Below are 25,137 nucleotides of genomic sequence, written 5' to 3'. Positions count from 1 at the left end.
ATAATTAGCTACCCTAGTATCAATTTTCGTGGTCGCCTTCTCTACTTGATTTCGATTCCCGCCATACGCGCAAAGGCTCCAAAATCAAGCGCCGTGTTTTGATCGTGCACGATACGCCAATCTCCATCCTGCAACTGAAAGACATAGATCAACCAAGAAGTAACTGGCACATCCTCCGGTTTGGAACTATATTGATATTTCACAAGCGCCATTGCCATATCTTCACCGACAACTTTGTGAACAACAGATCCTTCCCAAATCCAATTAGGATCCTTAAACCATTCTTCATGTATCACAATTGTTTCAGCTGGAGTGGTAAAGGCATGTCCATTTTGGACAATGGTGTATAGGGGGCCGGACTTTGTGAGGTGGGACTTGAAAGCTTCGATATCCCTATTGGAAATTGCCTTGAAATGTTTTTGTAGTGTAGTGTCGAAATCGGGCTTCATAACGATTCCCCTTCGAGAAGTTGATCCATGATGATGGGCTGTTGGGCTTGATTGTCTTATGCGAGCAGGAAACGACATTAAATGCCATTTCCTACTTTGACGGGTTAACCGATCTGAGAAACGATATATTTCCTTACTGCCCATTTAAAACTAAAAAAAGAAATCGGGATTCCAACAACAAACCCAACGATACCCGATGCAGCCTGAATTGTTAAAAGACTGACCCCTAGACTACCCAAGATGGCGCCCATCGCAACTCCTAATACGCCGCCAAGCAGTGCACCTATAAGAGTGGTGAGAAGAAAGAAGATTATCCAGCCTTTAAAATACTTAATGCACTCAAATTTATCTGGAAGATCCAAGTTGGAGAGAGGCTTTTCATAAACGCTGCTTTCACTTTGCATTTTTATTGCTCCTATTACTTTTAACATCCCGACCTTGCAAAGGAAGATGGCGATCCTACCTTAGCCGTACTTCGCCTCCATACTTTGCAGCCTCGTTGCCAATGCACAACGAACGCACATCCTAGACCGAATTAGATTTCCCGGCAAGAGCGGCGGATCAATGTCACATCGGAATGCGCACCTTTTCCGATCTAGAAGGAATTTTCTATTCTGAATGCAAAGAGCTTCCCAGATACATATCTTCCTTAAAATAGAATTTAGCGCCGTCGACAAGGATAAAATTTTCTCCTGCTTCAATATCTGAGTAAGGAAATAGGTTCTCCAATCTATGCAGAACTTCATCTTTGGATAAATCAGATGGTGGAGATTTTACGAATGATTCCATCAGATCCATTATTAACAATTGTGATTCGATAACACTCTGGGATGATTTTAACCCCCAGAAAAGAAGAGCATTCCCAATCAGCGACATCACCAACAAAAAACTCACTGTAAATAAGATGATTTTGTCTCTCATGTTTTAGCCCTCGATTGCCGATATTCCATGCTTCAACATCCATTGCTGACTGGGCTGCTTAAATAGATTGGTCTATTCCCCAATCGCTCCCCACCAACAGGATTGCACGGTCTCGGTCACCTTATCCTGGTTGTAATCCCGAAATTCCACCACCAAGCCACAAGGTGCCGAACGCTCACCCTCTTCTATTGGGCAGTCTCCGCCTGTGCTGAAGTAAAACACCCCGTCAGTCGGTGAATAGTCTGCTGGTCCAAGCAAGCGCTTCAGTTCGCTTTGCAACATACCGAGTCGGACCTGTTTGATTTTCTGCGGCATCAGCTCTGCCGGCCCTTCGATGGTACAGCTGCCCGTGGCATCTTGCGTTACTTGACACGCACCAAGAGTCAACACTGAGGCGATAACAAATACTGAACGATTTGAGAATCTGTTGGTAATCAATGGCTTTGCCCCTTTACTTAAGGTAATGGGTCAAAATTCTAACAGGGAAGGTTATCGATTGGAGGAGGAATCTGAAGGCTGAGCAGACGGCGCGAACCCTCTGCTCAGGAATAACATTAAATAATGATGCTAGTCTTTTGTTAGACCTGGGATTAAATCCTTACCATACCTCACGCTTTCTACTCCGTATGCGGCAGCTATAGTGTCCATCAGGTCGTATTGGCTAGCGCCCTTCACATTCAATGCAAAGCCGTTATTAAAACGATTTTTGCCCCCGGCAATAATAAAAGGCGCATTCTCGGGAAGATGATCACTTGCATCACCCTGATCACTGAATTGTACGATCAATGTGCTATCCAGCAGGCTCCGTCCGTTCTCATCCGGTGTAACTTCCAGCAGCTTAATCAGATACGCAAGCTTGGCTGACAAATAAGCACGGAAAGCGGCGTAATGCACACGATTGCCACTATGGACAGCCTGGTGAAAATCAACGCCCGCAAGCTCTGGGAATTCTGGCAGAAAGAATGCGCCTTGCTGGTCTCCCCACATCAGCGTAATCACATTGGTGATGTTGCGAGTGAGGGCCAAAGCACTTAGCTCTATTTGTAGGTCCACTTCCTTATCAAAATCGGCTTTTTCGTTGAGCGCTATTTCGGTGCGAAATTTCTGATCGAGTGCCGAACTGTTGGTTATATCGTCCTGTTTGAATAATTCGTCATATACAGCGGCCGCGCTCGGGGCAAAAGTAATTTCCGTATTATTTTTGATGCTTACAACCTCCTCCGTGACATTAGCACCCAAATGCAGATTCGGCCAGCGAACATTTGCGTTCCAGGTTTCGCCAAGGTGAATATCCAAGGTGGTCTCGCCAGAGAGTCCTCCAAGTGCTTTATAGGTGCGGCCCATACCTCCCGCTTGTACGTATAAATTATTCAAAAAAACGCAATGCTGCCTTACGGTGGCCAATGGTTGAGATGCCAAACCAAAAGAAATATCGCCAACACAGCCGGGCTTCTGAGGCTGCCAAAGTTCGATAGGCGCGCCGAGCGGTGTGTAAACAAAAACAACTCGGTTGCGTTGTGGCAGTGAAGCGGCGCGCATAGGAGCAAACGGCAAAAGCCCTACGCCTAAAGCCGAGGTTTTTAGCAGAGTGCGGCGGGTCAAATTTGGGGAATTAAAATGTTTCATGACGAATTCCCTGCTCGACTATCGATAAGTGATGGAGGCAATATCGCTACGGCAGCGCAAATACTGCAATGTAATACGGTTAACTGATACATCGATTCGATTATTGAAACATCCGTCGGAGGTGAGTATCTGCAGATCTGGGTAATCGGCAGGCAGCTGCTCAATCAATTTCTCGACAACCCCATCCACCCTTAGCACCAGCTTAAGTGGCGCCCAGGGCGGGCCGGAATCAGCAGGAACATCGCCTGTTACGTCAAGCGGCGTTTCACATTTCGCCTCATTCAGTTCATATGTAATAACCGTTTTATTTTCCGCGATTAGTTTTAACGATGCTGCGTCAATGGCGAAACCGACTACTCGATTAAGAGCTGCATAATAATCACGCTCGAATGCAGCCCAAGGTCCGGGAGTGCAATTAAGCGGTAAAGTCGGCGCTTCAGGAAATGTTAAGGCATCCGCACCAACGGAGTATTCCGAAGAAAAAGATCCGCAAGTGGTGGTGCCGTCAAGACGCCCTGATTCATCAAAGCGCAGTGTCAATGGAATGTGGCTGGACTGAACAACTCCGGCGACGTTTTTAATAAAACGGAGTTCCCAATCTTTACCTATAAGGGATGCATGTGGATTCTCTTCACCAACAACTCCACTACTGCTTGAACTCGAACTGGAAGAACTGCTTGACGCGGAGGAAGTACTTGATCCGGTTTCGATAGTGCCGCTCCCGCACGCTGTCAAAAATGCCGTTATGCTGCAGAGCAAAATTTTTTTCATTGTCCACTCCCTATGATTTTTTTTATTTGCGCAGTTATACGCTTTTGCGGGAATAGAGAGTAGTGGCGACGAGGTCCTCGTGAGCAATTAATCACTAAGCGCAGGAGAGATTTTGTAAACTTGTGATCGAGTTATCGGTGGTTATTTAGGAGGCGCGAGGGCAAGCTCGATAAAGTAGCGTGTGAACTTTTTCTGATGGGATTTATGGGCAATTGAACCTTGCATCCCTTTTTCTTATTAAGTGGTCAAGTCATCCATGACCCGATTCGATATCAGCCTTGCCCTAATGCGGAAGCCAGGACCCAACCGATAATCCCGATCGCCACAACCCAAAGCAGTCCTGCGTTGAACCCTCCCTGCTCTTCAGCCTGCTTTGTGGACTTTTTTGTCTTGACGATATAATCGCTTGCCGACACGCCTGTGCCCGCAATACAGGTAGTGGCCTTAACTCCCCGCTTACTGGCGTTCAGCGTAAGCCCTTTGCCACCCACAGAAACGCTCGAAATTCCCTTCTTCCCAATATTGAGCTTAACCCCCTTGGCCAACTTAATACTTTTTCTGAACTTCAGCATTTCACAACCTTATTTCGACTTAAAACCGGGGTATAAGAGTAGACTGGGATGTGCGGGCTTGCAATTATGGCGAAGTAGCTTTGCCTTCCGGGATTGCGGCGATAAATCCCACGGTGTAATGCTGAAGAATTAATGACTTCAATAATGTGTATAGTTTGGATGGTCTTCCCAATTTTCCTTCAAATTAATGCCCTGCTTTCTACTCATTCTGCACCATAATCATGCCCTCAATTTGGTGCAATGACACACTTCAACAAAAGTAATTTCGCCCTCAATCCAGCTTCGGAAAATCGAAAATCCATTCTTCTTAAGAATTTTCTCCATTGTTTTTTTATCTAAAATTCCATAATAAGAAACGCCTTTTTTCCAATGTTTATATATCCATAAAGCCATTTCCTTCCTTTTGAAAATTTTTTAAAGTATGAGCTTCTATGTTGACAAATAAAGACCGCCCGCCCATTTCTCTTTAGAGATCTATGAATCTGATCCAAGACCTTGTTGATTGTTTTTCTACATGGGATTGCTGAAAGAACATTGATGCAAGTAATAAAATCATGCTTTAATCCGTGTTTGTGTAATCCTTCAAAGCTTATTGCGTTGCACCCGGGATAGTGCCTTTTAATATAATCTCTCACCGTTGTGAAATCACCGCGAACAATTTGGTTGCGACTAAGTTGTATTTCGGAGTCAACAAACGTAACTTTGGATGCTACCGAGATCAAGGTGTCTGAGTATCTAAGTTTACCGCAACCGAAATCCAATATAGATGGCCTTCCAGAAATAGATTTTAAATATGAATCAACTACTTTGGATTTTTGCTTGCAAGATTTCGCCGCGTTTTCAGATCTGATTTCTGCTTCATTTATGGTATATCGCAAATGAAATCCCTACTTCTGCATGAATGATCTTATGTCTTTTTCAGGTATTTGATCTGCCTGGTCTTTGGACTTTGGAGTAACCACAAAAAGCCAGTGCAAGCACATCATTGTGCCAATGAAAATCCAGTAATATATCAATATAGAGGGGAGACTTTTGTCTGCCCAGAAAGGCAAAATAATGAGTGTGACAGACACAACAAAAAAGTGTTCAAAAATAACCCAAAACTGGAGTGCATAGCGCCAAAAAACATGAATATAATGCTCATCGATTTCTTTGATCTTTGGGTAATATAACCCCCGCATAATTTTCTTCACATCAGTTCGGTTAACTTTTGTATTTGCACCCACTCTTTTTAGCATGGGCCTCACAATAAAGTATTTTCCCCAAACATATCTAATCAATAGGGGCTTTGAAAGCTTGTTGTGAAGCTCGAATAGACTGCTAAGCAACCAGACACAGGCCGACCCTATTATAGGAAAAGCTCCAAATGACAACACGTAATCAAATATAACAGCAACTATGAAAGGGCTCTCTTTTGTGTCGGGAAATTGGCTTTTATCAACTTCAATCATAGGGATTACATCAAACGTCTTTAACACTATTAAAAATATTAGTGTGGTCAAAAACGTCAGCTTTCCAAGATGCGACAACATTTCGTTGTAATTTTTTGGGGGATTCATGAGTATTGGAGATTCAATCGATGCTGAACATATGGTTAAATTTTGATTATATTGCAGCTTGTCTACAAGGTCTATTATTGTCACGCTTGCCATACTAAGCGAAAAATTATTATCTAATTTAATAACCTAGATCTATTTTGCTGTCTGTGCAAACTCGAAGCCAACAAAAATTAAAGCGAGTGTATGAAACTGCGGCGGCAAGAAATGTGGAATTTCGACAGATAATGCGGGCAAAACTATAAATACTTAGTTAAGGCAAGACTCCAAGGAGTTTTGCCTTAACTAACAAATCAAGAATACCTCTTAACCCACCCCACATAAGCATCAATCCACTTCTGCAAAAACGGTTTGCTATCCGGACCTATATTTCCATTGCTATCAAACAACCCTTCCCTTGCATGAATAAAGGCTTCCGGTTGGCCTAGGGTTGGCATGTCGAGGTAGGCGAGAACGTTGCGGAGGTGTTGTTGGGCCATGGCGGTACCTATGGCACCAATGGATGTGCCGATTACGCCTGCAGGTTTACCGGCCCAGGCACTTTGGCCGTAAGGGCGGGATGCGTGGTCGAGGGCGTTTTTGAGGACGCCGGGAATTGAACGGTTGTATTCTGGAGTGACAAATAAAACGCCGTTGGATGCGGAAATTTCAGCTTTTAAGCGTTTGGCGGCAGCTGGCGGGTTGGCGTCGTCGTCCTGGTTGTAGAGCGGCAGATCGCCGATTTCGAGTTGTTTAAAGGAGAATTCTGCAGGTGCGAGTTTGGTGATGGCGGTGGCGAGTTTGCGATTAAAGGAGTCTTTGCGGAGGCTTCCTACGATTACGGCGATTTGATATTGGCTCATAAATGTGACCCCGTTGTTAGGTAGATGCGCGTGATTTCGGCATCTTAGCAACGGGGGGGTTGGAGGATATGTGGGGTTGCGAACATTGTCCCCCTGGTTGACGCACCACATTTTTAATTGGCTATCCAGATGCGGCGCAAACGATTGGCTAGGTAATCCAATAAAAAGCCTAAAAATCCGATCAATAAAATCGTTGCCATGAGTTCGTGATAAGCCAAGCGGTCGCGGGTGTCGAGGATAAAGTAGCCGAGACCAGCGGAGACACCGAGCATTTCGGCGGGGACCAGGATGATCCAGATTACACCTATAGCGAGGCGTACGCCGGTGAGGATATGCGGCGCAATTGCCGGGAGGATTACGCGGGTCAGGCGCTCCCAGGGTGTTGCAGAAAGACTGCGGGAAAGAAGCAGCCAGTTTTTATCCATTTGCGCAACGCCCGCTGCGGTGTTGAGCAAAATGGGCCACACCGCAGCGAATGCCAGCAGAAAATACACCGGCGCATCCCCTACTCCCAGCACCATAACGGCAATAGGCATCCAGGAAAGCGGCGATATCATTCTTAAAAACTGAAATAACGGCCCGGTTGCGCGCGCAAAACGCCAGGAAACACCGGTCAGAATACCTGCAGGTATGCCTATGGCGAGCGCAAAACCTAAGCCAACTAATACCCGTTTTAAGCTGGTGACAGTGTGTTCCCAAATTAAGCTGTCGCCCAGCAACTGGAATAAAACCGGAAATGCTTTAAGCGGCGACAAATTTTCTGCAATGGGCGTATTGCGAGCCAAAAACCAGCAACCCAACCACCATAAAAAAATGGCCACTAGCAGGCCCGCTAGTGGCAATAAAGTTTTAGTCAGAACGGATTTCATTAGGACGCCAGAATCTCACTACGCTGGAAATTTTCCGGAATGTTGAAAACTTTCGGACCGCCGACGGCGTTGATGGCGTTTTTGACGAAACGATCATCCACCAGATCTTTTGCGACAAATGCCGGATCCAGTTTTTGCAAGAAGGCGTTATCACCTTCTACAACCGTAGAGCGCAGATTTTGCACCAGAGCTTCGGTATAGGACGCAAATGGATAAGGTTGAAAATCGATGCGGCGCTGATGCCAGCCTTTGTTTTTCACTACGCTATTTTCTTCGTATCGTGCGTAGTCCTTGGTGGAGAACACTTTATCCAAAATCGCTTTGGTATGCGGCGTATAACGGTTGGTGCCGTCGGAAGCCAAAATTGCGGGAATTTCCTGCAAATTATTTAACGACCAAGCTTGTGCTTTCACCAGCGCATTGGTCACGGCTTGTGTCCATGCAGGTCGCTGCTCGATATCTTTCTCCGCAATAAAGGTGACGCAGCAGGCGTGGTCGCGCCAAACGTCGCCGGAAAAGCGCAGAACTTTACCGACTTTATTGATTTCCGCCGCGGCATTAAATGGATCGGCCACGATAAAACCGGCAATGGATTTATTTGCCAGGGCAGAAATCATTTCCGCTGGCGGCTGAACAATCAAGTTGACTTCGTTAGGAGCAATAGCGCCAGCTTTTGCACGCGTAACCGGTTTTAAGCCGTTATCCACCAATAATTTTTGCAACAGAATATTGTGGATGGAGTACCAGAAAGGCACTGCGACGGTTTTACCGCCCAAGTCTTTGACGCTGTTGATATCCGGAGCAACGGTCAAACCGGAACCGTTCATATGGTTCCAGGCAACCACTTTGGCGGGGAACTGAGTTGAATAACGCACCCACAAGGTCGCTGGAGACAAAAGGTGAATCACATTCACCTGCCCTGCTACAAAGGCTTCCACGATCTGCGCCCAGCTGCGGAACAAACGCGGCGCTTCTGTGGTGAGTCCTTCTTCCTCATAAAATTTGCGTGCATGGGCAACCAATAATGGTGTTGCATCAGTAATCGGCAAATAACCGATACGAACAGGCTGATCTGTTCCGGGTAAGCGGTTTGCCCAGGCATCCCCTGCACGTAAAAAAGGTAGCGCCGCGGCAGCCGTCAATGAAGACAAGCGAATAAAATCCCGGCGCGACATGCCGCAGCCGCAGGAAGACGATGCACAGATATGTACAGGTGAATCTTTCGACGTTTTCATGTTCTGCCTCAAAAATAAAAATTTAGAACCCGCGGAATTTCTTCTGAATTGTGTGCGGGCGAATGAATCTGCTCAGAAAAATCGGCTCCACCACTGACTTTTCGGAAGGTTTCCAAGATTTGATTGCGCAAGGAGTGAACCGCTTCTGTATGATGGGCACGCGGATGCGATAAATAAATTGGCCACTCCGCTATCACTTTGGCGGGCGAACCGCCCATCAACAAAATTCGGTCTGCAACCAGAATGGCTTCGTCGATATCGTGTGTCACCAACAATGCGGACGTATGCCAGCGTTGTACCACATCCACCAACAGATTCTGCATTTCCGCACGGGTAATCGGATCTAGTGCGGAAAAAGGTTCATCGGCAAATAATAATTGCGGTTCACGCGCAAGCGCCCGCGCCAATGCCACGCGCTGCGCCATACCGCCGGAAAGTTCAGACGGCAGAGCTTTGGCGTGCGCAGCCATTCCTACTGCGGTTAATGCTTCTTGCACGCGCTCTTCTTTTTGTTGTTTGGAAATGCGCGGCTGATGGCGAAAATCCAAACCAAAACTGACGTTATCCGCCACGTTCAACCAGGGCAAAAGGCTGGCTTGCTGAAATACCAAGGCGCTGCGCGGATGCGGTTGAGTGACAGGTTGATCGAGAAATCGTACCGAGCCTTCCTGAGGTTTTTCCAAACCGGCGAGTACGCGCAACAAAGTGGATTTACCACATCCGCTTGCGCCCAAAAGGGCCACAGTTTCCCGCGGTTTTACCGAAAAAGTAACGCCGGCAAAAACGCGCGGCGCTTTCCCGTGGGAAAAGCCGAGTTGCTCCACTTGCAGCACCCCGGTATCGGCAATTGTGTTTACTGCGAGATTCACGATGTTACAGCCCCTGTTGTTTGCGCTTTAACAGTTCCCCTTGCAATTGCACAAGGCTGGGCGTTACCAAGGGGATAAAGGCTGACTCGCGCCAGCGACGGGAAAAGTCGCGGTTATATTGGCTCAAATAGGCTCGACCGCCGCTGGATTCCAGTTCCAATTCCAGTGCGCGACGCACTGTATCAGCCAAAGCAATACGCACTTCGAATATAGCGTGGGGTTCGTGCAGAAAGCGCCCGGAATCCAGTCCTTCCAACAATTCACTGCGCTGCACTTGCAACGCTTCTGCCGCTGCATCGATGCGACCGCGTAAAACATTGACGCTGACGCGTTGCGAATTTTGCTCAGCGGCTTGCAATGAAGCTGATGCCAAACCGAGTGATAAGCCGCACTGGAACGCCAAAAATGATGGACGAATTCGTGGAATATAAAGTTGCGCATTATCGTGCAGCAGATCGTCCCGCTGTACGTCAACATCGCGCAAATGCACCGCGGCGGTATTGCTGCCGCGCAAACCGAGCAATTCCAAATCATCCGTGCGCTCCACGCCGATTTGACCACTGCGCAAAGCAACGACCAATGGTGGCTCACCGGATGTACGCGCAACTACCGCTGCAACCGTAAAACCTTCGGTGCGCAAATTGGTAACCCACGGCAAAATCCCATCAACTCTCCAGGAGTCGCCGGATTTTTTCTCAGCTTGAATTTGCAGTTGTTCGATGCCGGATAAAAATTTGATGGCATTGGACAAGCCGGACGCGCCCGCCAATTCACCATTTAATAATTGCGGCAACAAACGGCTGCGCAGAACTTCGTTGGGCGACAAAATGACGTACTCGATAAAAGATCTATGTCCCCAAAATGCAAAAGCGGCAGTGACGGATTGCGTCGCGACCCGCTCGATCGCCTCGACCGCAGCCGAAAGCGGTCCACCGGACCCGCCGAGCGATTCGGCAACGCCAATTTTCAAAAATCCCTGCGCAGCCAATTGTGTCACCACTTCAGATGCGTGTTGATTGCTGATATCCAAAGATTCTGCATTTTCCGCAAACCAGCGCAAATCGGCTGGAATCTTATCTAAAGTGGTTGACACAGGGTTCACCTTATTTTGTTTGACTGCAATTATTAAATACACATTTTTGGGAGTGGCTTTGACTGCTCCCTCCTTTTTTAAGGGGAGGGTTGAGGTGGGGTTAAGTTATGGGAAGCCCCCTCCTGCCCTCCCACTTGGGAAGCGGGAGGGATGTGGCGCGCGCCACTCTCAAAATTTGTTTTGTAATCATTCCCCCTGCAAAACCGAAGGTCTAAAGGCTTGCAGTTGTGGATTAATTTCGTTTTGCGCGAAGTTGTTGGTGAAGTTGCATAGGGTTGCCAAGCTCACCCCGAGAATAACTTCCACTGCTTGTGCGCGGTTAAAACCAGCAGCGAGAAATTGCTCCAGTTCACCATCCGCAACAGCGCCGCGGCTTACGATAACGGCGCGAGTAAAGTCGGCTACTGCATCCAAACGTTGATCGCCAGTGCGACCGCGTTTTTGCAAGGCAATAACAGTGTTTTTATCGAAACCTGCTTTTTTCAAACCGATTGCGGTATGGCCTGCAACGCAGAATTCGCAGCCGTGAATGCTCGCCGCAACAATTTGCACTACTTCGCGCTCAGGCAGAGACAAGCTGCTGCGGCCGTTGATTTCAGAAACAGTCAAATAGGTTTCCAATGCGGTTGGCGCATTAGCAAGTGCTGCGACCAAATTCGGAATAAAGCCGTTATTGCTCAAGCTACGGTCTAAATAAGGACGGCTCGCTTCAGGAGCGGTTTCTATAGTTTGTAAAGGTAAGCGTGACATGATTACACCTCGGGTGGACGCCTCTTCAAAAGAAGCTACTCTCGATCGCTTTTGAATGGCTTAAAAAAAATACGTGACTTATTATTTCCCTTCGAGGTCTACCCGGCTATACCAGCGCGTTCACATTTCTTGCTCATTCGTCCCATTTTTAATTTCGGTATGTGCGCTGATAGGCGCCGGGTTGTTCGCCTATGGCTTTTTTGAAGGCGCGGGTAAAGGCTGCGGGGGATTGATATCCGACGGATTCGGCCACGCGTGTGATGCTTTCGCCTTTTCTCAGGCGTTGCGCTGCTATAGTCATGCGCAAGTTCAGCAAAAATTGCGCTGGGGGAACACCACAAACATCGACAAATTGTTTAAAAAAGCGTGTGCGCGACATATGAACGGTTTTTGCCATATCGTCGGTGGACCATTCTTGACCGGGATCTTGCAGCAATTTTTCCAGCAGTGGTGCGAATTGCGGGCGGGATGCCACAGCCCATGCGCCTTCCATAATTTCGCTTTGTTTTGCCAAATCGCGCACAAGATAAAATAGCAATAATTCCGTCAAACGGTTGATCAATGGTGACGGTGTTTCGGCGGATAATTCCGCTTCCTGACGAATCATTGTAAAAATATTGCGCGCAGCTTCCGCGCCGGGTTCATTGGCTCGCAGGATTAAATAATCCGGGAAGGATTCCACCAATAATTCCGCAGCCAAACCGCGAAAATGGAAAAAACCGCAGGCAAGACCGGTACCATCCGGCAATGCAGGCTGCAAAGGCTGCATGGTTTTAATATCGCAAGGTTTTACCGAATCTTCATATGGACTGAGAAAATGCGGTAAATCGCGCAATAAAAATACCGCGTCCTGCGCCTCTAGAACCACAGGATCGCGGTCGGGGAAATGGAGATAGCATCGGCCTTCCAATATCAAATGGAAACTCGCCGGCGCTTTGCCAGTGGTGGACGCGCGCCAGGAACCGCAGTATTGACCAACGTGATACAGAGTGGTTTCCAGTTCTAAACTGCTGATCAGCCAATGTATCAAGCGATCATAAATGGCGCTCACAACATCACCTCGGTTGAAAAATAAAGTTTCGGCAAACTCGCGTTCGGAATCCGTTTATTAAACCACCCCATCCTGGCGAATATTGGCCTGGGTAATAACAGTACCCGGCGGGACATCTTTGGTTACCCAGACGTTCCCGCCGACTACTGACCCCCTTCCTATAGTGATACGCCCTAATACCGTTGCGCCGGCGTAGATGACTACGTCGTCTTCGACAATCGGATGGCGTGGAAGATTTTTTTGCAAATTGCCGTTTTCATCAGTGGGGAAACTTTTTGCTCCGAGGGTAACCGCTTGATAAATGCGCACGCGCTCACCAATAACTGCAGTCTCACCGATCACTACGCCGGTGCCGTGGTCGATAAAAAATCCGCGGCCAATTTGCGCGCCCGGATGAATATCGATACCGGTTTGCGAATGCGCAATTTCCGCGACGATTCGAGCGAGTAATGGCACTTCCAGGCGATACAGTTTATGTGCGAGACGGTGATAAATAATGGCCTGTACGCCAGGGTAGCAAAGTAGAACTTCGTCCACGCTGCGCGCAGCGGGATCACCGGCGTAAGCAGCTTGAATATCCACGTCCAAGGTGCGGCGTAATTCCGGCAGAGACGTAGCGAATTCACGAATAATATGAATCGCCTGTTGTTTGCGGGATTTTTCGTCAACCGGGATATTGTGGATGCGCGAAAAATAATTCAGCTCTAATAAAACCTGCCGTAATAATTCGCTAAGTGCGCAATCAAGTGTGTGACCGACGTAATAATCTTCGGATTCCTGGCGCAATTCCTGCGGGCCCAGGCGCATTGGAAAAAGCGCGCCGCACAAATCTTTGACAATGCCTTGTAAAACTTCGCGGGACGGCAATTCGCGCAAGCCGGGCTCGCGTGCCCTGCCCGTTTGTTTGCGCCATTCGTTACGAGCGGTGCGCAATTCCCATACGATTTTGTCGAGCTCCCAATTGGCAACGCTCGGTGGTGTTCCGTCGATATTGAAGCCGTCACTCATAAGTAGCCACCCGGATTAAAACAAGTAACGGGGAACTATAGAGAGGAGTCAGAAGGATGGGAAACAAGTAATCTGGATATGCTTATCACTAAGCGTGGAATAGCCTGCCGTACAGCATATATGCGGATCAGGATCGGTAGTGAGTTGATTTTTTGACCTCCTCCTGCCCTCCCCCTGGAACAATTAATCACGAACCTTGATAAATGACGAAATAATGTACTTATCTCCGGATAGGGGCATATGTCCGCAGTGCATATAGGTCCAGCCCGCTGGGAATAACAGCAGCTTGCCTGTGCGGGGTGGGATTTTGATGGACTGGTGAAAAAATTCCGTTTCGCCACCTTCCGCCACGTCGTTCAAATACAACACCAGGGCGGCCACGCGGTTGCTGACTTCTTTACCTACGGAGTCCGCATGCCAGCGGAAATAGCCCTGTTGCTTGGGGTACAGCTGGATTTTGTAACCCGTGGCCTGCAGTGGGAATGACCGCAGCACGGGGCTGACGGCCAAGTAATGTGCGACGCATGCCTGAATTTTGGGGTGGATCAACTGGAGGATTTCACCCCACTCCCCGTGCGAAGGAATTTCCAGATCCACCGATTGTTTGGTATCCGCCAGATGGGAAACCGCCCCTGCCCGTCCCGCTCGGCCTTGGCGTTTGTTGGGATCGCGATCAAACGCCTCTATAACTCGCTGACACAGATCTGGCTCCAGCGCCCGGTAGACCGCAATAAAGTCCTGCGCACTTTCCAGGGCAACCGGTTGCATCAGGGAATCCGTTTGCCGCCGATCCATACAGAGTCGATTTGGCGCGTGTTGAGGATGTTCGCCAAAGGATCAGCATTGAGCACCACAAAATCTGCCAATTTGCCTACTTCCAGGGAGCCAACATCTGGCAAGCCGGCGGCCTTGGCAGCGGCGCTGGTGGCGGCGATCAGGGTTTGTTTGGGGGTAAGACCGGATTCCACCAACAACTCCAGTTCTACGTGCTCAAAATAGCCCTGCCAACGACCGGGATTGCCCGCCGCACCGCTGTCCGTACCAAAGGCAATTGAGACGCCGCCATCAGACAGCAATTTCACATTGCGCTTGGCTTGCTCCAGTGCCTTTTTAATGGCTTGGGCATTGGGATTGTTGCGCACCTTGTTTTGATAAGTGGGATCGGTGAGCGTTGGAATTTGCTCTTTATAAAGCCATTCGCCACGACGGAAAAAAGGATCCTTAAAAAATTCCGGCGTGGATTCGTAAACAAATACGGATAAATCCCGCGTGAGCGTCGGAACATAAGGCACACTGCGCGCTTTCAATGCAGCGATAAATTCCGGTGTTACATCCTGATTACGCACACTGTGGCCAATAACATCCACTCCCGCATCCAAAGCTTTTTGCGCATCCTGCTGACTGAAAATATGCACTGCGGTGCGCAAACCTTTTTTATGCGCGGCATCTATGACGGCGCGCAAGGATTCCTGGCTTGGATCCTTGTCACTGTCGGATAAGCGCAATTTAATAAAGTCCACGCCGAGTGCGGAAACGCGATCGAGCGCAGCGAGCAGTTCTTCTGTAGTGCGTCCCGTTACCGCTTTGCCCGAGGTATACAAACGCGCTCCATCCGCTTTACCTTCGCGCTGAAGATTGCGCAATTCAATTCCCGGGAGCTCATCCAAATCGCTGGAACCAAGGCTGACAACTGTGGTTACACCATAACTCGCATACAGCTGCAAGCGGCGTTGCAGATCATCACGCACATCCAATTTGGTATCCGTCTCTGCCTGCACGTGCGCATGCGCATTCACCAAACCTGGAATAACGGTTTTGCCTTTGAGCGCAATTTGCTGAACGCCACCAGGAATTTTTATTTGAGCTGCAGGCCCCACCGCGCTAATGCGGCCGTTTTCCACCAGCAAAGTAGCGTTATCAAGCGGCGCTTTATCTGTGCCATCAAACACCCTCACACCCGTTAACGCGACTGTTTGAGCAAATGACAAAGACGCTGTGAAAATGGAAGCAATCGCTACAGCGGCCGATAAATATCTGCGAAAAGATTGCACAATAATTTCCCCTATTTAGATCTCATTAAACCGTGAATCCCTCGCGCACCAAAGGAAGCGTACGCACGCGATAACCGGTCGCGTTGTAGATGGCATTGGCAATCGCCGGTGCAACCGGAGGAAGCGCGGGTTCGCCCACGCCTGTTGGCGGAAAATCGCTTTGAATAAAATGCACCGCCACTTCCGGTGTGTGGGGAATGCGCAATATGGGATAAGTATCGAAATTGGTTTGCTGGATGCGCCCGTTTACAATATCCAATTCCAATCCCAGCGCAGTGCTGTAGCCATCGATCACACAGCCTTCCACCTGGTTTTCCGCACCGCTTAAATTGATGATCGGACCTATATCACCGGCCACTGTCACTTTGTGCACGCGCAATTTTTTATTCGTGTCCACACTCACTTCCGCCACCTGAGCAAAATGCCCTGCGTGGCTGAAATGAAATGCCAGACCAAGGCCGCGCCCTTTGGGCAGAGGTTTGCCCCAGCCGGCTTTTTCGGCTGCGAGCTTAATAACGGATATGGCGCGCGCAGTGTTGAGCGCGTAAGGATCGCCCTCTTTTAGCCAACGCGGTTCACCCATAATACTGAGCAAAAATTCCAAATGATCACGCCCCGCCGCCACTGCACATTCGTGAATAAAACTCTGCACCGCAAAGGCAATGGAACAGGAGCGCGGCGCGCGCCATGGGCCTGTCGGCGTTTTGAGCGGCAATTTGGTTTGCGTCAGACTCACATGAGGTAACACTTGCGCGGGAAATTCGTCTGGCCGTAAATCGCCACCGCTGGTTGGCTGCTGGCCGTCTGCAGTAAAGGTAATAAAATGATCCGCCCAGGCGATTAATTTGCCTGATTTATCAATACCGCCTTTAAACGAATGGAACCCACCGACGCGGTAAAAATCGTGCAGTTGATCGTCTTCCCGCGTCCAGGTGAGTTTGATTGGCGCATTGACTTTTTGCGCAATTGCTGCAGCTTCGCACATAAAATCGTTGATCAAACGGCGACCGAAACCACCGCCGACACGGGTTTGGTGAATGGTGATTTTTTCTTGCGGCAAGCCCAGTGTGCTGGCAACTGCGGCTAATCCCGCTTCAGGGTTTTGTGTCGGCGCCCATAATTCAATACGACCGTCGCGGAACCATGCCGTGCAATTTTGCGGCTCCAACGGAGTGTGGGAAACAAACGGATAGCGATAAAACGCTTCTACAACCTTGGCATCCGCAGTCGCTTTGGTGAAATCACCAGCGGAAAAAATGGTTTCCGGGCCGGTTTGTTTAGCAAGAGCTTCCGCTTGTTTGATCCATTCATGCCAATTATCTTTGGAAGCTTCACTCTCATCCCAGACAATTTTTAATGCACGTTTTGCCTGAAATGCTGCCCAAGTGCTGGTCGCAATAATGGCAACACCGGGCATCACCTCCGCAACTTTGCCCGTGCCTTCCAACACAAAAGCATCCACAATGCCGGGCAACTTTTTGATTTCAGCCAAATTGGCGCTTTTGACTTTTCCGCCAACCGCAGGACATTTTTCAAAAACGGCGTAGCGCAGACCGGGCAAAGTCTGGTCGATGCCAAATAAAGGCTGGCCAGTGACAATCGCGCGGTTGTCCACGCCAGAAATGCGCGAGCCTAGCAGTTTGTATTCCTTGCGATCTTTTAAACGCAGAGATTTTTCATCTGGAATAGGCTGTAATGCGGCTTTATTAGCCAGTGCACCGTACGTCAATTGTCGGCCAGATCCGGTATGAATCACTACGCTGTTTTCCGCGCGAATTTGTTCGACTGGCACACGCCATTCCTGCGCAGCGGCAGCGATCAACATAGCGCGCGCACTTGCCCCCGCCAGACGCAATTGGTCCCAACTGGTGGGAATGGAACGCGAACCGCCGGCACTTTGACGGCCATAAACGGCAGGATTAATCGGCGCTTGTTCGACTTTTACCTGCTTCCAATCCGCATCCAATTCTTCTGCGATAATCAGCGGAAATGCGGTTTTAATGCCTTGGCCAATTTCCGGGCCTTTGGAATAAATCAAGATGGAACCGTCCGGAGAAACACGCAAAAAAGCGTTGGGCGCAAATTCTTTTTTCTCGTCTGCAGTTCGTTTGATGCCATCCTGAGCGAATGCAAGATTTTGTCCGCCGACATGAAAGGCCAACACCAAACCACCGCCTGCCAAACCAACCACTTTTAAAAAGCCGCGACGATTGAATTCGGTTTTGGGGGATGTAGCTGTCTGAGCTTCCGCAGCGCGCATAATTTGATTGATGTAATCATCTGCACTGAATGCTGCACTCATGACGCTGCCCTCTCATTTAAACGTGCGGCAGCCGCATGAATGGCTTTGCGAATGCGAATGTAAGTACCGCAGCGGCAGAGGTTGCCCGCCAAAGCGTTGTCGATATCCGCATCCGTTGGTTTGGGATTATTTTTCAATAATGCAGCGGCCGACATAATCTGTCCCGCCTGACAATAACCGCACTGCGCAACATCGTGCTCAATCCAGGCTTCCTGCAGCGCATGCAAACGCCCGTCGGTTTTTCCAACACTCGCGGCTAAGCCTTCAATAGTTGTCACTTGTTGGCCGACAACGGCAGATGCAGGCGTAACGCAGGAGCGCACCGGCGAGCCGTTGACATGCACCGTGCAAGCGCCGCACTGGGCCACTCCACAGCCATATTTCGCACCCACCAGCCCTAAATGATCGCGCAACACCCACAGCAACGGCGTAGAGCCTTCGCTATCGGGCACCGTGTGTTGTTGTCCGTTGATTGTCAGTTGCATAGAAGAATCCCATTTTGGTCCGCAATTTTTAAACAGATTAATTGAATTTTTATTGAGGTTTTGTGCGGTTAGTAAAGGTTATGGAAATCTGACGTGGTTTTGGTCCTGATTTAAACGCGAACAGTTCCTCCACCAAGTAAGGGGAGGAACCACTAAAAATCACTTCCGCTGGAATTAGAAAAGCCTGCTGGTAAACGTCAAACCAATCCACCGCTCCACGGCGGGAATATAGCTGTTCCAGGTTTTGCCAAGTGGTCGATCGTCGTCGAGGGCGTTTTTGACGAGCAGGCTGACATCATAAAGCTCGTCTTCCGTTCCAAAACCAATAGAAAAATCAACAATACTGCCGGACGGAATCCAACCGTAGCTGGACAAGGTGTTGTCCGAATTAAAGCGGCTGGTGAAGGACCAGTTGGCGCTGGAATGGAACAGGAAGCGATCGTTGAATACAGGAATTCGATAATCAGCACCTAAGTTGAATGAATATTTCGGTGCTCCAGCCAGTCGTTGGCCGGACACGTCGTAGTATGGATCGCTGCGATTACCGAGTTCTGGCGGCAATGCGGAACGCTCAAATTCTTTGTATTTCGCATCGTTGTAAGCGCCGGCAAATCGCAAAGTGGTATAGGGAATTCCCGAATAAACACCGTCGATCTCCACACCTTTTACTTCCACCTTAGGCGCGTTACCAGTAGCAGCGGTGTAATAAAGGTTGCCGTCATTGCGCTGTTCGGTAGTGTATTCATCAAATACTTGCACGGCTTGCTGGTAATCCTTGATCTCGGTGTAAAACACATCGAAATTCAAGGTCAAATTACCTTCCAGCAGAATGCTTTTGATACCCCATTCCAAGGCATTGTTTTTCTCTGCCTTGGCAAGGAATGAACGACCATTGACCTGTTGCGAAATACCGGCTTTTTCGCCGTATTGCCAGGAGAGATAAGTCGTTATGTCCTCATTGATGTGATAAGTCGGGCTAATAACCCAAGCTGGCTGAGTATCTTTATAGGGCTCGGGGTCGGCATATTCCCAGAGTACCCCCATGCGAGCTTGACGAATCGCTTTGGCATAACCGACCTGGCGTTTTTGTTCGTCAGTTAATTCGGCGTAAGTGGCAACATTAAAATATTTCTGGGCAACAAAATCTGCGACTGCGACTTGTTGCGGATCAGCCGAGGCTGCATCGGTCAATTGACCAACAACACCCAAAGCACCAGAAGAAACTGTATCGAAACCACCTAAGTAAACATCATTCACTCTGTAGGGGTTCAACTCCGGTGCGTTGCCATTATCGTAAATCAAGCTGCTACCGGGATTGGTACGATCTTCGCGCGTAAAACGCACACCGGTGGTCACAGTAAAATCATCGGTAAGATGCCAGTTGGCCTGAGCGAAAATCGCGGCGCTTTCGTTGTCGACGACCTGTTTGTTTTCGTTCTTCCAGACTTTATCCAAGCTGTTTTGCAACAAATACCGGCCATTGCCGTCGGCATCGAGTGCCGCGTACTGAGCGGGCGTCGCAAACCAGGCGCCTGCATCCGCGCCTAGGATAACGTTGCGGCGAATATCCGTATGGGTCTTCAAGAAATACAGACCGGCTTGGTAATCCACCACGCCGTCAATTTCCGAGCTTACACGGAATTCCTGGCTGTATTGCGAATAATAAATTTCCTGACCGGAACTGCGCTGAATGTCAAAGGGCGTGCCTTCATCATTGTTATGCGCATTAAAGTGATAATCGCGATACGCCGTCAGTGAAAATAAATCGAACTCCCCCACCCTCCAATTCAATTCCAGTGCTTGACCGGATGTACCAGTCACTACGGGCTGTTGAGCGTCGTTATAAAGTGTGCGGTCGCCGTTGCCGTTTAAATAATTGTCTTGGTAGGTGTAACTGCCTTTTTGCGTAAACCAGCGACGATTTAAGCGAGTTTCCGCGTCGCTATTTAAATTAGTCGGAGTGCCATCTGCATAGGTTCGCGGGGTCGGCGTATAAAAGGTTCTGCCGTTGGTATTTTCGCCACCACGCGGTTGTGCATCAAACGCGAGTCGCGCAGAAAAATCATCATTAGGCTGCAATAAAAATTGCACACGACCCGATACACGATCGCGGTTTTGATAGGTGTTATCCGGGTTGTAGCGGTTTTCAATATCGCCTTCGCCTTTATCCACAGCAATGGTGGTACGGAAAGCCAGCAGATCATCCACAATTGCGCCACCACCAGCGAACCAGCCTGAGAGCGAACGATTTTCGCCATAGGTCAATGAAAATTCCGCACTGCGTTCAAAAGACGGGCGCTTTGAACGTATGTTCAGCACGCCCAAGCTCGCGCTTTTACCCATCAAAGTCCCTTGTGGACCGCGGGTAACTTCAACCGCTTCCAGATCCACAAAGTTATAGCTCGAAGACATCGGGTTATAGGCATAGCTCACCCCATCAATGATCACCCCGACACTCGGATCCTGAGCTTCTGTCTGGCCGACTTTTCCTACACCGCGAATGGAAAGACTGCTGGTGCGCTGATTGCCCTGGTTCCAGGAAATATTCGCCGCACGCCGGGTAATCGCGCCCAAATCTGCCGCATTCAAGCGTTCCAATTCGTCACCGCTGACAACGGAAATGGACAAAGGCACATCTTTTAAAGGCTCCAGCTTATTGCGCGAATGCACAACAGCACCTTGTACTATGACCGTTTCCATGATCGTACCCGAAACAGCAGCGCTCTCCTGCGCAACTGCTGGACTTGCACTAAACAAAAAGCTGCTACCCAACAGCGTACTTCCCAGAATGACGGAAGAAGAATAAACAAAGGGCTGTCGTCCGCGCGCATTGGCGAGCGGAAAGCGAAGGCGAGACATGGAAACTCCTTAAGATGATTTCTAAACAGCTAGAGGTACAAATTGAATTAACAAGGCTGAGAGCAAGAAGTGCTCCAGGCGCCATGCTGTATCTTGTCCATAAGTGAATAATTTCCTTCTAATCCGCACAATCTCTACATATATAAAAAACTGATTTTCTTATCAAAAATCTGTTGGGCTTACGTCTGTTGAAAGTTCAGCAGCATGTGTTTAAAAGCAATACAGGCCAGAGATGATGCAGAATCACCACTCTCGCCGCACAAGCAACATAATTGCTGATATTTCAACAGCGCTATTCTCCCTAAATACGCGTAACTCCTATATCTTTCAGCACTTTTTGTAGCTGGTTCAGTATTTGCTATTTCTTGCCAATTGTTCTTCCCATCTCAAAATTCAGGTTAAAAAACGAGCGAATACGAATGAGCAGCAAAGCAAAAAACTCGGAACGGGAGTTGACGATTTACCGATGGGAAGTTTTGGGACGTGTACTGATCGCTGTTTTTGGCGGGTATATTTTTTCTATTGGAACGGCATTGCTTCTCACACACATACTGCCATTTGAACGCAGCAGCCTGGTGATGACGGCCAACTTGCTGACATTTGCCCTCTACACCACCGCGATTATCTGGGTGTTTTCGGTAAAGCGTTTTCGCACACTTTGGCTTGGTCTTGCAGGTTCTCTCGCCGTTTTAGCTCTAGCTCGATTTGTTTTTAGTCAGGTAAATCTATGAAAAACGGATTCCGTCAATCCATGGCTTGGCTCCACACCTGGACTGGTCTGGTGGTCGGCTGGGTTTTATTTTTTGTGTTTGTCACAGGCAATCTCGGCCGTTTCGATTCCGAAATTGATTTGTGGATGCAACCGGAAGCGCCGGTCCAGATAGCGTCATTGGAGCAACAAATTGTTGCCGCGCAAACACGTTTGCAACAACGCGGTGGCGAATGGGAGCGCTGGGGAATTTACCCTACCACCAATCGCGACAGCGCCTTTTTGCGCATTACCTGGGAAGCTCCGGCTCAACCCAACGGCGCTCGCGGCAAACGCGGTGAAGAATTTATCGACCCAACCACCGCAGCCCCACTCGATGCCCGCGCAACCGGCGGTGGCCAATTGCTTTATAAAATGCACTACGCACTGCATTATATGCCGCGCTCTGTCAGCGATTGGCTGATCGGTATTTGCAGCATGTTTATGTTGGTGGCGATTATCAGCGGTGTAATTACCCACAAAAAAATCTTTGCGGATTTTTTCACCTTTCGTCCGAATAAAGGCCAGCGCTCCTGGCTGGATTTGCACGCGGTACTCGCGGTTTTGACCTTGCCGTTTTTCTTGATGATTACCTATTCCGGCTTGGTATTTTTGGTGTACACACTCTTCTCTGGTGTAGTCAGCAACCATTACGGGCCAGGCTATAAAAATCGCCAGGACTTCAATAATGAACTCGCAGGCCGCCAGGAATTGTTGATCGAACGCACTGGCAGCGCTGCTCCATTAACGGATCTAACCCGCGTCGTGCAACAAGCGGAATATCAATGGGGTACAAACCAAGTGCGCAGCCTGGAAATACTGTATCCAGGTGATAGCAACGCTCGTGTTCGCATTGCCCGCCAAATCGAATCGCCATTGCGTTCTACAGATGAATTGATTTTCGATGGCACAACCGGCGAATTGCTCAGTGAAATTCCAGCCGAAGGCGTAGCATCGCGCAATTTTTATGAAACCCTGCTCGGCCTGCACGAAAGCCTGTTTGCTGGCTGGTGGCTGCGCTGGTTGTATTTCCTCTCCGGCTTGGCAGGCGCAACTATTATCGCCAGCGGCCTGATTCTGTGGGTGGTCAAACGCCGCCCCAAACAAACTAAACAAAAAAATGGACCGGATTTTGGCTTCAAATTGGTGGAAGGTTTGAACGTGGGCACCATTGCAGGTCTGCAAATCGCAATCGCAGCCTTTTTCCTCGCCAACCGTTTATTGCCAGTCGATTTTGCTGCACGCGCCAGTTGGGAAGCACATATTCTGTTTGCCATATGGCTGCTGGCATTCCTGCACCCGATTATTCGCCCTATTCCGCGCGCCTGGGTGGAACAATGGACCGTGGCCGCCCTCGCCTTTGCCGCATTACCCATCGTCAATGCCGTAACCACCGGACGTGGACTCAACCAAAGTATTCCTGCCGCTGACTGGGCATTTGCCGGTTTTGACCTCACCTGCTTGGCAGCCGCTGCCTTATTTGGAACTATCGCCTATCGCCTGCAACAGCGCTTTAAACCAGTAGCAGCCAAACGCCCTGCTCCTGTAACAACACTTGCGCAGGAGGCGAGCGCGTGATGTTAATTGCTGGATTGGTTATTTACGTGGGACTGGTGGCATTGGCTCTTTTAAAAAATCGCCACCTGCACCAACTGTGGCCGGGATTGGCATTACCGGCCTGGACCCGAAAAACCTTGTCCACGGCCGGCTGGTCCTTATTAACCGTCGCCGCGATCTATTTGATTGCCCAACGCGGTGTTGGCAACGGCCTGGTGGAATATCTCGCCGCTTTTACCGTTGCCGGATTGATTCTGGTGGTGCAATTCAGCTATTCACCGCGCTCCGTGCTCGCCTTGGGAATTTTCGCCTCCGGCGGCGCAACGGCAGCGGTGGACGACAATTAATTGTTTTCGCCTTTCAATATTCGATTTTTCAAACCTTAACCAAGAGAAGTCATGACTCAACATTCCGTTACACGCACCACATGTGCTCGCATTCCCACCCGTCACGGTCAATTTCAACTTTGCCACTATCTAAATACCGAAGACACCAAAGAGCACTTGGCATTTTTTGTTGGCGATTTGCAGGATGCAGATGAAGTGCTGGTGCGCGTGCATTCGGAATGTTTTACCGGCGATGTTTTAGGATCTTTGCGCTGCGATTGCGGTGAACAACTGGACCGCGCACTGGCCATGATCGCCAAAGAAGGTCGCGGCGTAGTGATTTATTTACGCCAGGAAGGCCGAGGCATTGGCCTGGAACAAAAACTTCGCGCCTACAACCTGCAAGACCAAGGTTTCGACACAGTAGACGCGAACATCATGCTAGGCCACGGCGCCGACGAACGCCGCTACTGGCTAGCCGCCGCCATCCTGCAAGACCTGGGCATCCGCTCCATCAAACTCATCACCAACAACCCCGCCAAAATCCGCGCACTGGTCGCCGAAGGTGTACAAGTCGCCTCGCGAGTACCTATTGAAGTCTCATTTAATCGGGAAAATCAGGATTATTTATTGACCAAAGCAGCGCGAATGAATCATTTGTTGAGTGATACGGCTGAGCAGAAAAATCTGCAGCCAGTTAAGGTTTGTTCGGTGAGTTAGGAATAGAACGTTGTCGGGAACTGTGCCCCCTCCCCTCGAGTTGGGTGGGGTTGCTGGGGAAGTATGGATACTTACGCAATGCTGTCATCAATATCAAACTGTCCTTGAAGGTATTTCTCCGAACCTCCCTTTAACTCTGCTCTGTCAAACCACCAGCATAAAAAACCCTTCATCAAACCCTTGCTAAATCCATTGGTTGTGGCCAGCCATAAATTGGCTTGATTTGCCGCAAACTTCAAAAAAACGGGGCCTCTATATTTCAGATCCTAAGCTCTTGAAATGCTCTATCGCTTTCAAGTGGTCCGGAACCGCCCAATACAATACTGTACCAGCCTTCCCACTCGGGCCCTTTTCATTGGCCTCAATAAAAAAGTCGCCGATTAGATTTTAGCTGCATGTTCTTTAATGACTGCCAACTTTTGACACAAAGAGAAAAATTGAGACATCTTCATGCTCGACTTATTTCTTTTTGGCGGA

The 25,137-nt window shown here is 49.0% G+C and carries 26 protein-coding genes; 4 read left to right on the top strand and 22 right to left on the bottom strand.

What is annotated here, in order from left to right:
* Window positions 1-41: 41 nt before the first annotated feature.
* The 22 genes from DWB84_RS18560 to DWB84_RS18455 form a co-directional block, all read right to left on the bottom strand.
* On the bottom strand, window positions 42-449 hold the full coding sequence (locus tag DWB84_RS18560) for a nuclear transport factor 2 family protein (RefSeq protein ID WP_187411316.1): 408 nt from the start codon (window positions 447-449) through the stop codon (window positions 42-44).
* 104 nt (window positions 450-553) lie between these two features.
* Complete coding sequence (locus tag DWB84_RS18555; RefSeq protein WP_187411315.1) at window positions 554-853, bottom strand: hypothetical protein; 300 nt, start codon at window positions 851-853, stop codon at window positions 554-556.
* 205 nt (window positions 854-1,058) lie between these two features.
* Window positions 1,059-1,370, bottom strand: a complete 312-nt coding sequence (locus DWB84_RS18550) for a hypothetical protein (RefSeq protein WP_187411314.1) — start codon at window positions 1,368-1,370, stop codon at window positions 1,059-1,061.
* A gap of 72 nt (window positions 1,371-1,442) precedes the next feature.
* Window positions 1,443-1,808, bottom strand: coding sequence for a hypothetical protein (locus DWB84_RS18545; RefSeq protein ID WP_187411313.1), 366 nt, complete (start codon window positions 1,806-1,808; stop codon window positions 1,443-1,445).
* A 129-nt stretch (window positions 1,809-1,937) separates the two neighbouring features.
* A complete protein-coding gene (locus DWB84_RS18540) occupies window positions 1,938-2,909 on the bottom strand; it encodes a DUF1552 domain-containing protein (RefSeq protein WP_255429088.1) in 972 nt (323 codons plus the stop codon).
* A gap of 105 nt (window positions 2,910-3,014) precedes the next feature.
* On the bottom strand, window positions 3,015-3,767 hold the full coding sequence (locus DWB84_RS18535) for an META domain-containing protein (RefSeq protein WP_187411311.1): 753 nt from the start codon (window positions 3,765-3,767) through the stop codon (window positions 3,015-3,017).
* Window positions 3,768-4,039: 272 nt separating this feature from the next.
* A complete protein-coding gene (locus DWB84_RS18530; protein ID WP_187411310.1) occupies window positions 4,040-4,339 on the bottom strand; it encodes a DUF4236 domain-containing protein in 300 nt (99 codons plus the stop codon).
* A gap of 335 nt (window positions 4,340-4,674) precedes the next feature.
* A complete protein-coding gene (locus tag DWB84_RS19465; protein WP_187411309.1) occupies window positions 4,675-5,217 on the bottom strand; it encodes a class I SAM-dependent methyltransferase in 543 nt (180 codons plus the stop codon).
* A gap of 9 nt (window positions 5,218-5,226) precedes the next feature.
* Entirely contained in the window at window positions 5,227-5,790 is a 564-nt protein-coding gene (locus DWB84_RS18520) for a hypothetical protein (protein WP_187411308.1), read from the bottom strand.
* 398 nt (window positions 5,791-6,188) lie between these two features.
* The gene (locus tag DWB84_RS18515) at window positions 6,189-6,737 is read right to left on the bottom strand and encodes an NADPH-dependent FMN reductase (protein ID WP_187411307.1); all 549 of its coding nucleotides are present in this window, start codon (window positions 6,735-6,737) and stop codon (window positions 6,189-6,191) included.
* Window positions 6,738-6,850: 113 nt separating this feature from the next.
* On the bottom strand, window positions 6,851-7,606 hold the full coding sequence (locus tag DWB84_RS18510) for an ABC transporter permease (RefSeq protein WP_187411306.1): 756 nt from the start codon (window positions 7,604-7,606) through the stop codon (window positions 6,851-6,853).
* Window positions 7,606-8,841, bottom strand: coding sequence for an ABC transporter substrate-binding protein (locus tag DWB84_RS18505; protein ID WP_187411305.1), 1,236 nt, complete (start codon window positions 8,839-8,841; stop codon window positions 7,606-7,608). Before DWB84_RS18505 ends, DWB84_RS18510 begins: the two co-directional genes overlap by 1 nt.
* An 8-nt stretch (window positions 8,842-8,849) precedes the next feature.
* Complete coding sequence (locus tag DWB84_RS18500) at window positions 8,850-9,710, bottom strand: ABC transporter ATP-binding protein (protein ID WP_222868278.1); 861 nt, start codon at window positions 9,708-9,710, stop codon at window positions 8,850-8,852.
* Between the two features lie 4 nt (window positions 9,711-9,714).
* Complete coding sequence (locus tag DWB84_RS18495) at window positions 9,715-10,803, bottom strand: acyl-CoA dehydrogenase family protein (RefSeq protein ID WP_187411304.1); 1,089 nt, start codon at window positions 10,801-10,803, stop codon at window positions 9,715-9,717.
* A gap of 186 nt (window positions 10,804-10,989) precedes the next feature.
* Window positions 10,990-11,553, bottom strand: coding sequence for a carboxymuconolactone decarboxylase family protein (locus DWB84_RS18490; RefSeq protein ID WP_187411303.1), 564 nt, complete (start codon window positions 11,551-11,553; stop codon window positions 10,990-10,992).
* Window positions 11,554-11,701: 148 nt separating this feature from the next.
* Window positions 11,702-12,604, bottom strand: a complete 903-nt coding sequence (locus DWB84_RS18485; RefSeq protein WP_187411302.1) for an AraC family transcriptional regulator — start codon at window positions 12,602-12,604, stop codon at window positions 11,702-11,704.
* 57 nt (window positions 12,605-12,661) lie between these two features.
* Window positions 12,662-13,612, bottom strand: a complete 951-nt coding sequence (epsC, locus tag DWB84_RS18480) for a serine O-acetyltransferase EpsC (RefSeq protein ID WP_187411301.1) — start codon at window positions 13,610-13,612, stop codon at window positions 12,662-12,664.
* 183 nt (window positions 13,613-13,795) lie between these two features.
* Window positions 13,796-14,380, bottom strand: coding sequence for a 2OG-Fe(II) oxygenase (locus DWB84_RS18475; RefSeq protein ID WP_187411300.1), 585 nt, complete (start codon window positions 14,378-14,380; stop codon window positions 13,796-13,798).
* Window positions 14,380-15,663, bottom strand: coding sequence for an amidohydrolase family protein (locus DWB84_RS18470; protein WP_187411299.1), 1,284 nt, complete (start codon window positions 15,661-15,663; stop codon window positions 14,380-14,382). The genes DWB84_RS18475 and DWB84_RS18470 overlap by 1 nt, the downstream gene beginning before the upstream one ends.
* A 25-nt stretch (window positions 15,664-15,688) precedes the next feature.
* Window positions 15,689-17,965, bottom strand: a complete 2,277-nt coding sequence (locus tag DWB84_RS18465; protein WP_187411298.1) for a molybdopterin cofactor-binding domain-containing protein — start codon at window positions 17,963-17,965, stop codon at window positions 15,689-15,691.
* Window positions 17,962-18,450 (bottom strand): (2Fe-2S)-binding protein, encoded by a 489-nt coding sequence (locus DWB84_RS18460; protein WP_187411297.1) that lies wholly within the window; start codon window positions 18,448-18,450, stop codon window positions 17,962-17,964. The genes DWB84_RS18465 and DWB84_RS18460 overlap by 4 nt, the downstream gene beginning before the upstream one ends.
* A gap of 174 nt (window positions 18,451-18,624) precedes the next feature.
* Complete coding sequence (locus DWB84_RS18455) at window positions 18,625-21,309, bottom strand: TonB-dependent receptor (RefSeq protein WP_187411296.1); 2,685 nt, start codon at window positions 21,307-21,309, stop codon at window positions 18,625-18,627.
* 419 nt (window positions 21,310-21,728) lie between these two features.
* Between DWB84_RS18455 and DWB84_RS18450 the strand changes: the two genes are divergently transcribed.
* Genes DWB84_RS18450 through ribA form a run of 4 tightly spaced genes read left to right on the top strand, consistent with a single transcriptional unit; the run spans window position 21,729 to window position 24,660 of the window.
* The gene (locus DWB84_RS18450) at window positions 21,729-22,040 is read left to right on the top strand and encodes a DUF3649 domain-containing protein (protein ID WP_222868277.1); all 312 of its coding nucleotides are present in this window, start codon (window positions 21,729-21,731) and stop codon (window positions 22,038-22,040) included.
* On the top strand, window positions 22,037-23,635 hold the full coding sequence (locus DWB84_RS18445; protein WP_187411295.1) for a PepSY domain-containing protein: 1,599 nt from the start codon (window positions 22,037-22,039) through the stop codon (window positions 23,633-23,635). Before DWB84_RS18450 ends, DWB84_RS18445 begins: the two co-directional genes overlap by 4 nt.
* Window positions 23,635-23,961, top strand: coding sequence for a DUF3325 domain-containing protein (locus tag DWB84_RS18440; protein ID WP_255429084.1), 327 nt, complete (start codon window positions 23,635-23,637; stop codon window positions 23,959-23,961). Before DWB84_RS18445 ends, DWB84_RS18440 begins: the two co-directional genes overlap by 1 nt.
* Window positions 23,962-24,012: 51 nt before the next feature.
* Window positions 24,013-24,660 carry a GTP cyclohydrolase II gene (gene ribA, locus DWB84_RS18435; protein WP_187411293.1) on the top strand — a complete coding sequence of 216 codons (648 nt, stop codon included), beginning with the start codon at window positions 24,013-24,015 and terminating at the stop codon, window positions 24,658-24,660.
* Window positions 24,661-25,137: the final 477 nt, after the last annotated feature.

The sequence above is a fragment of the Saccharophagus sp. K07 genome (genome assembly GCF_014336955.1).
GTDB lineage: Bacteria > Pseudomonadota > Gammaproteobacteria > Pseudomonadales > Cellvibrionaceae > UBA5868.
This window is presented reverse-complemented; position numbering and strand designations above follow the sequence as displayed.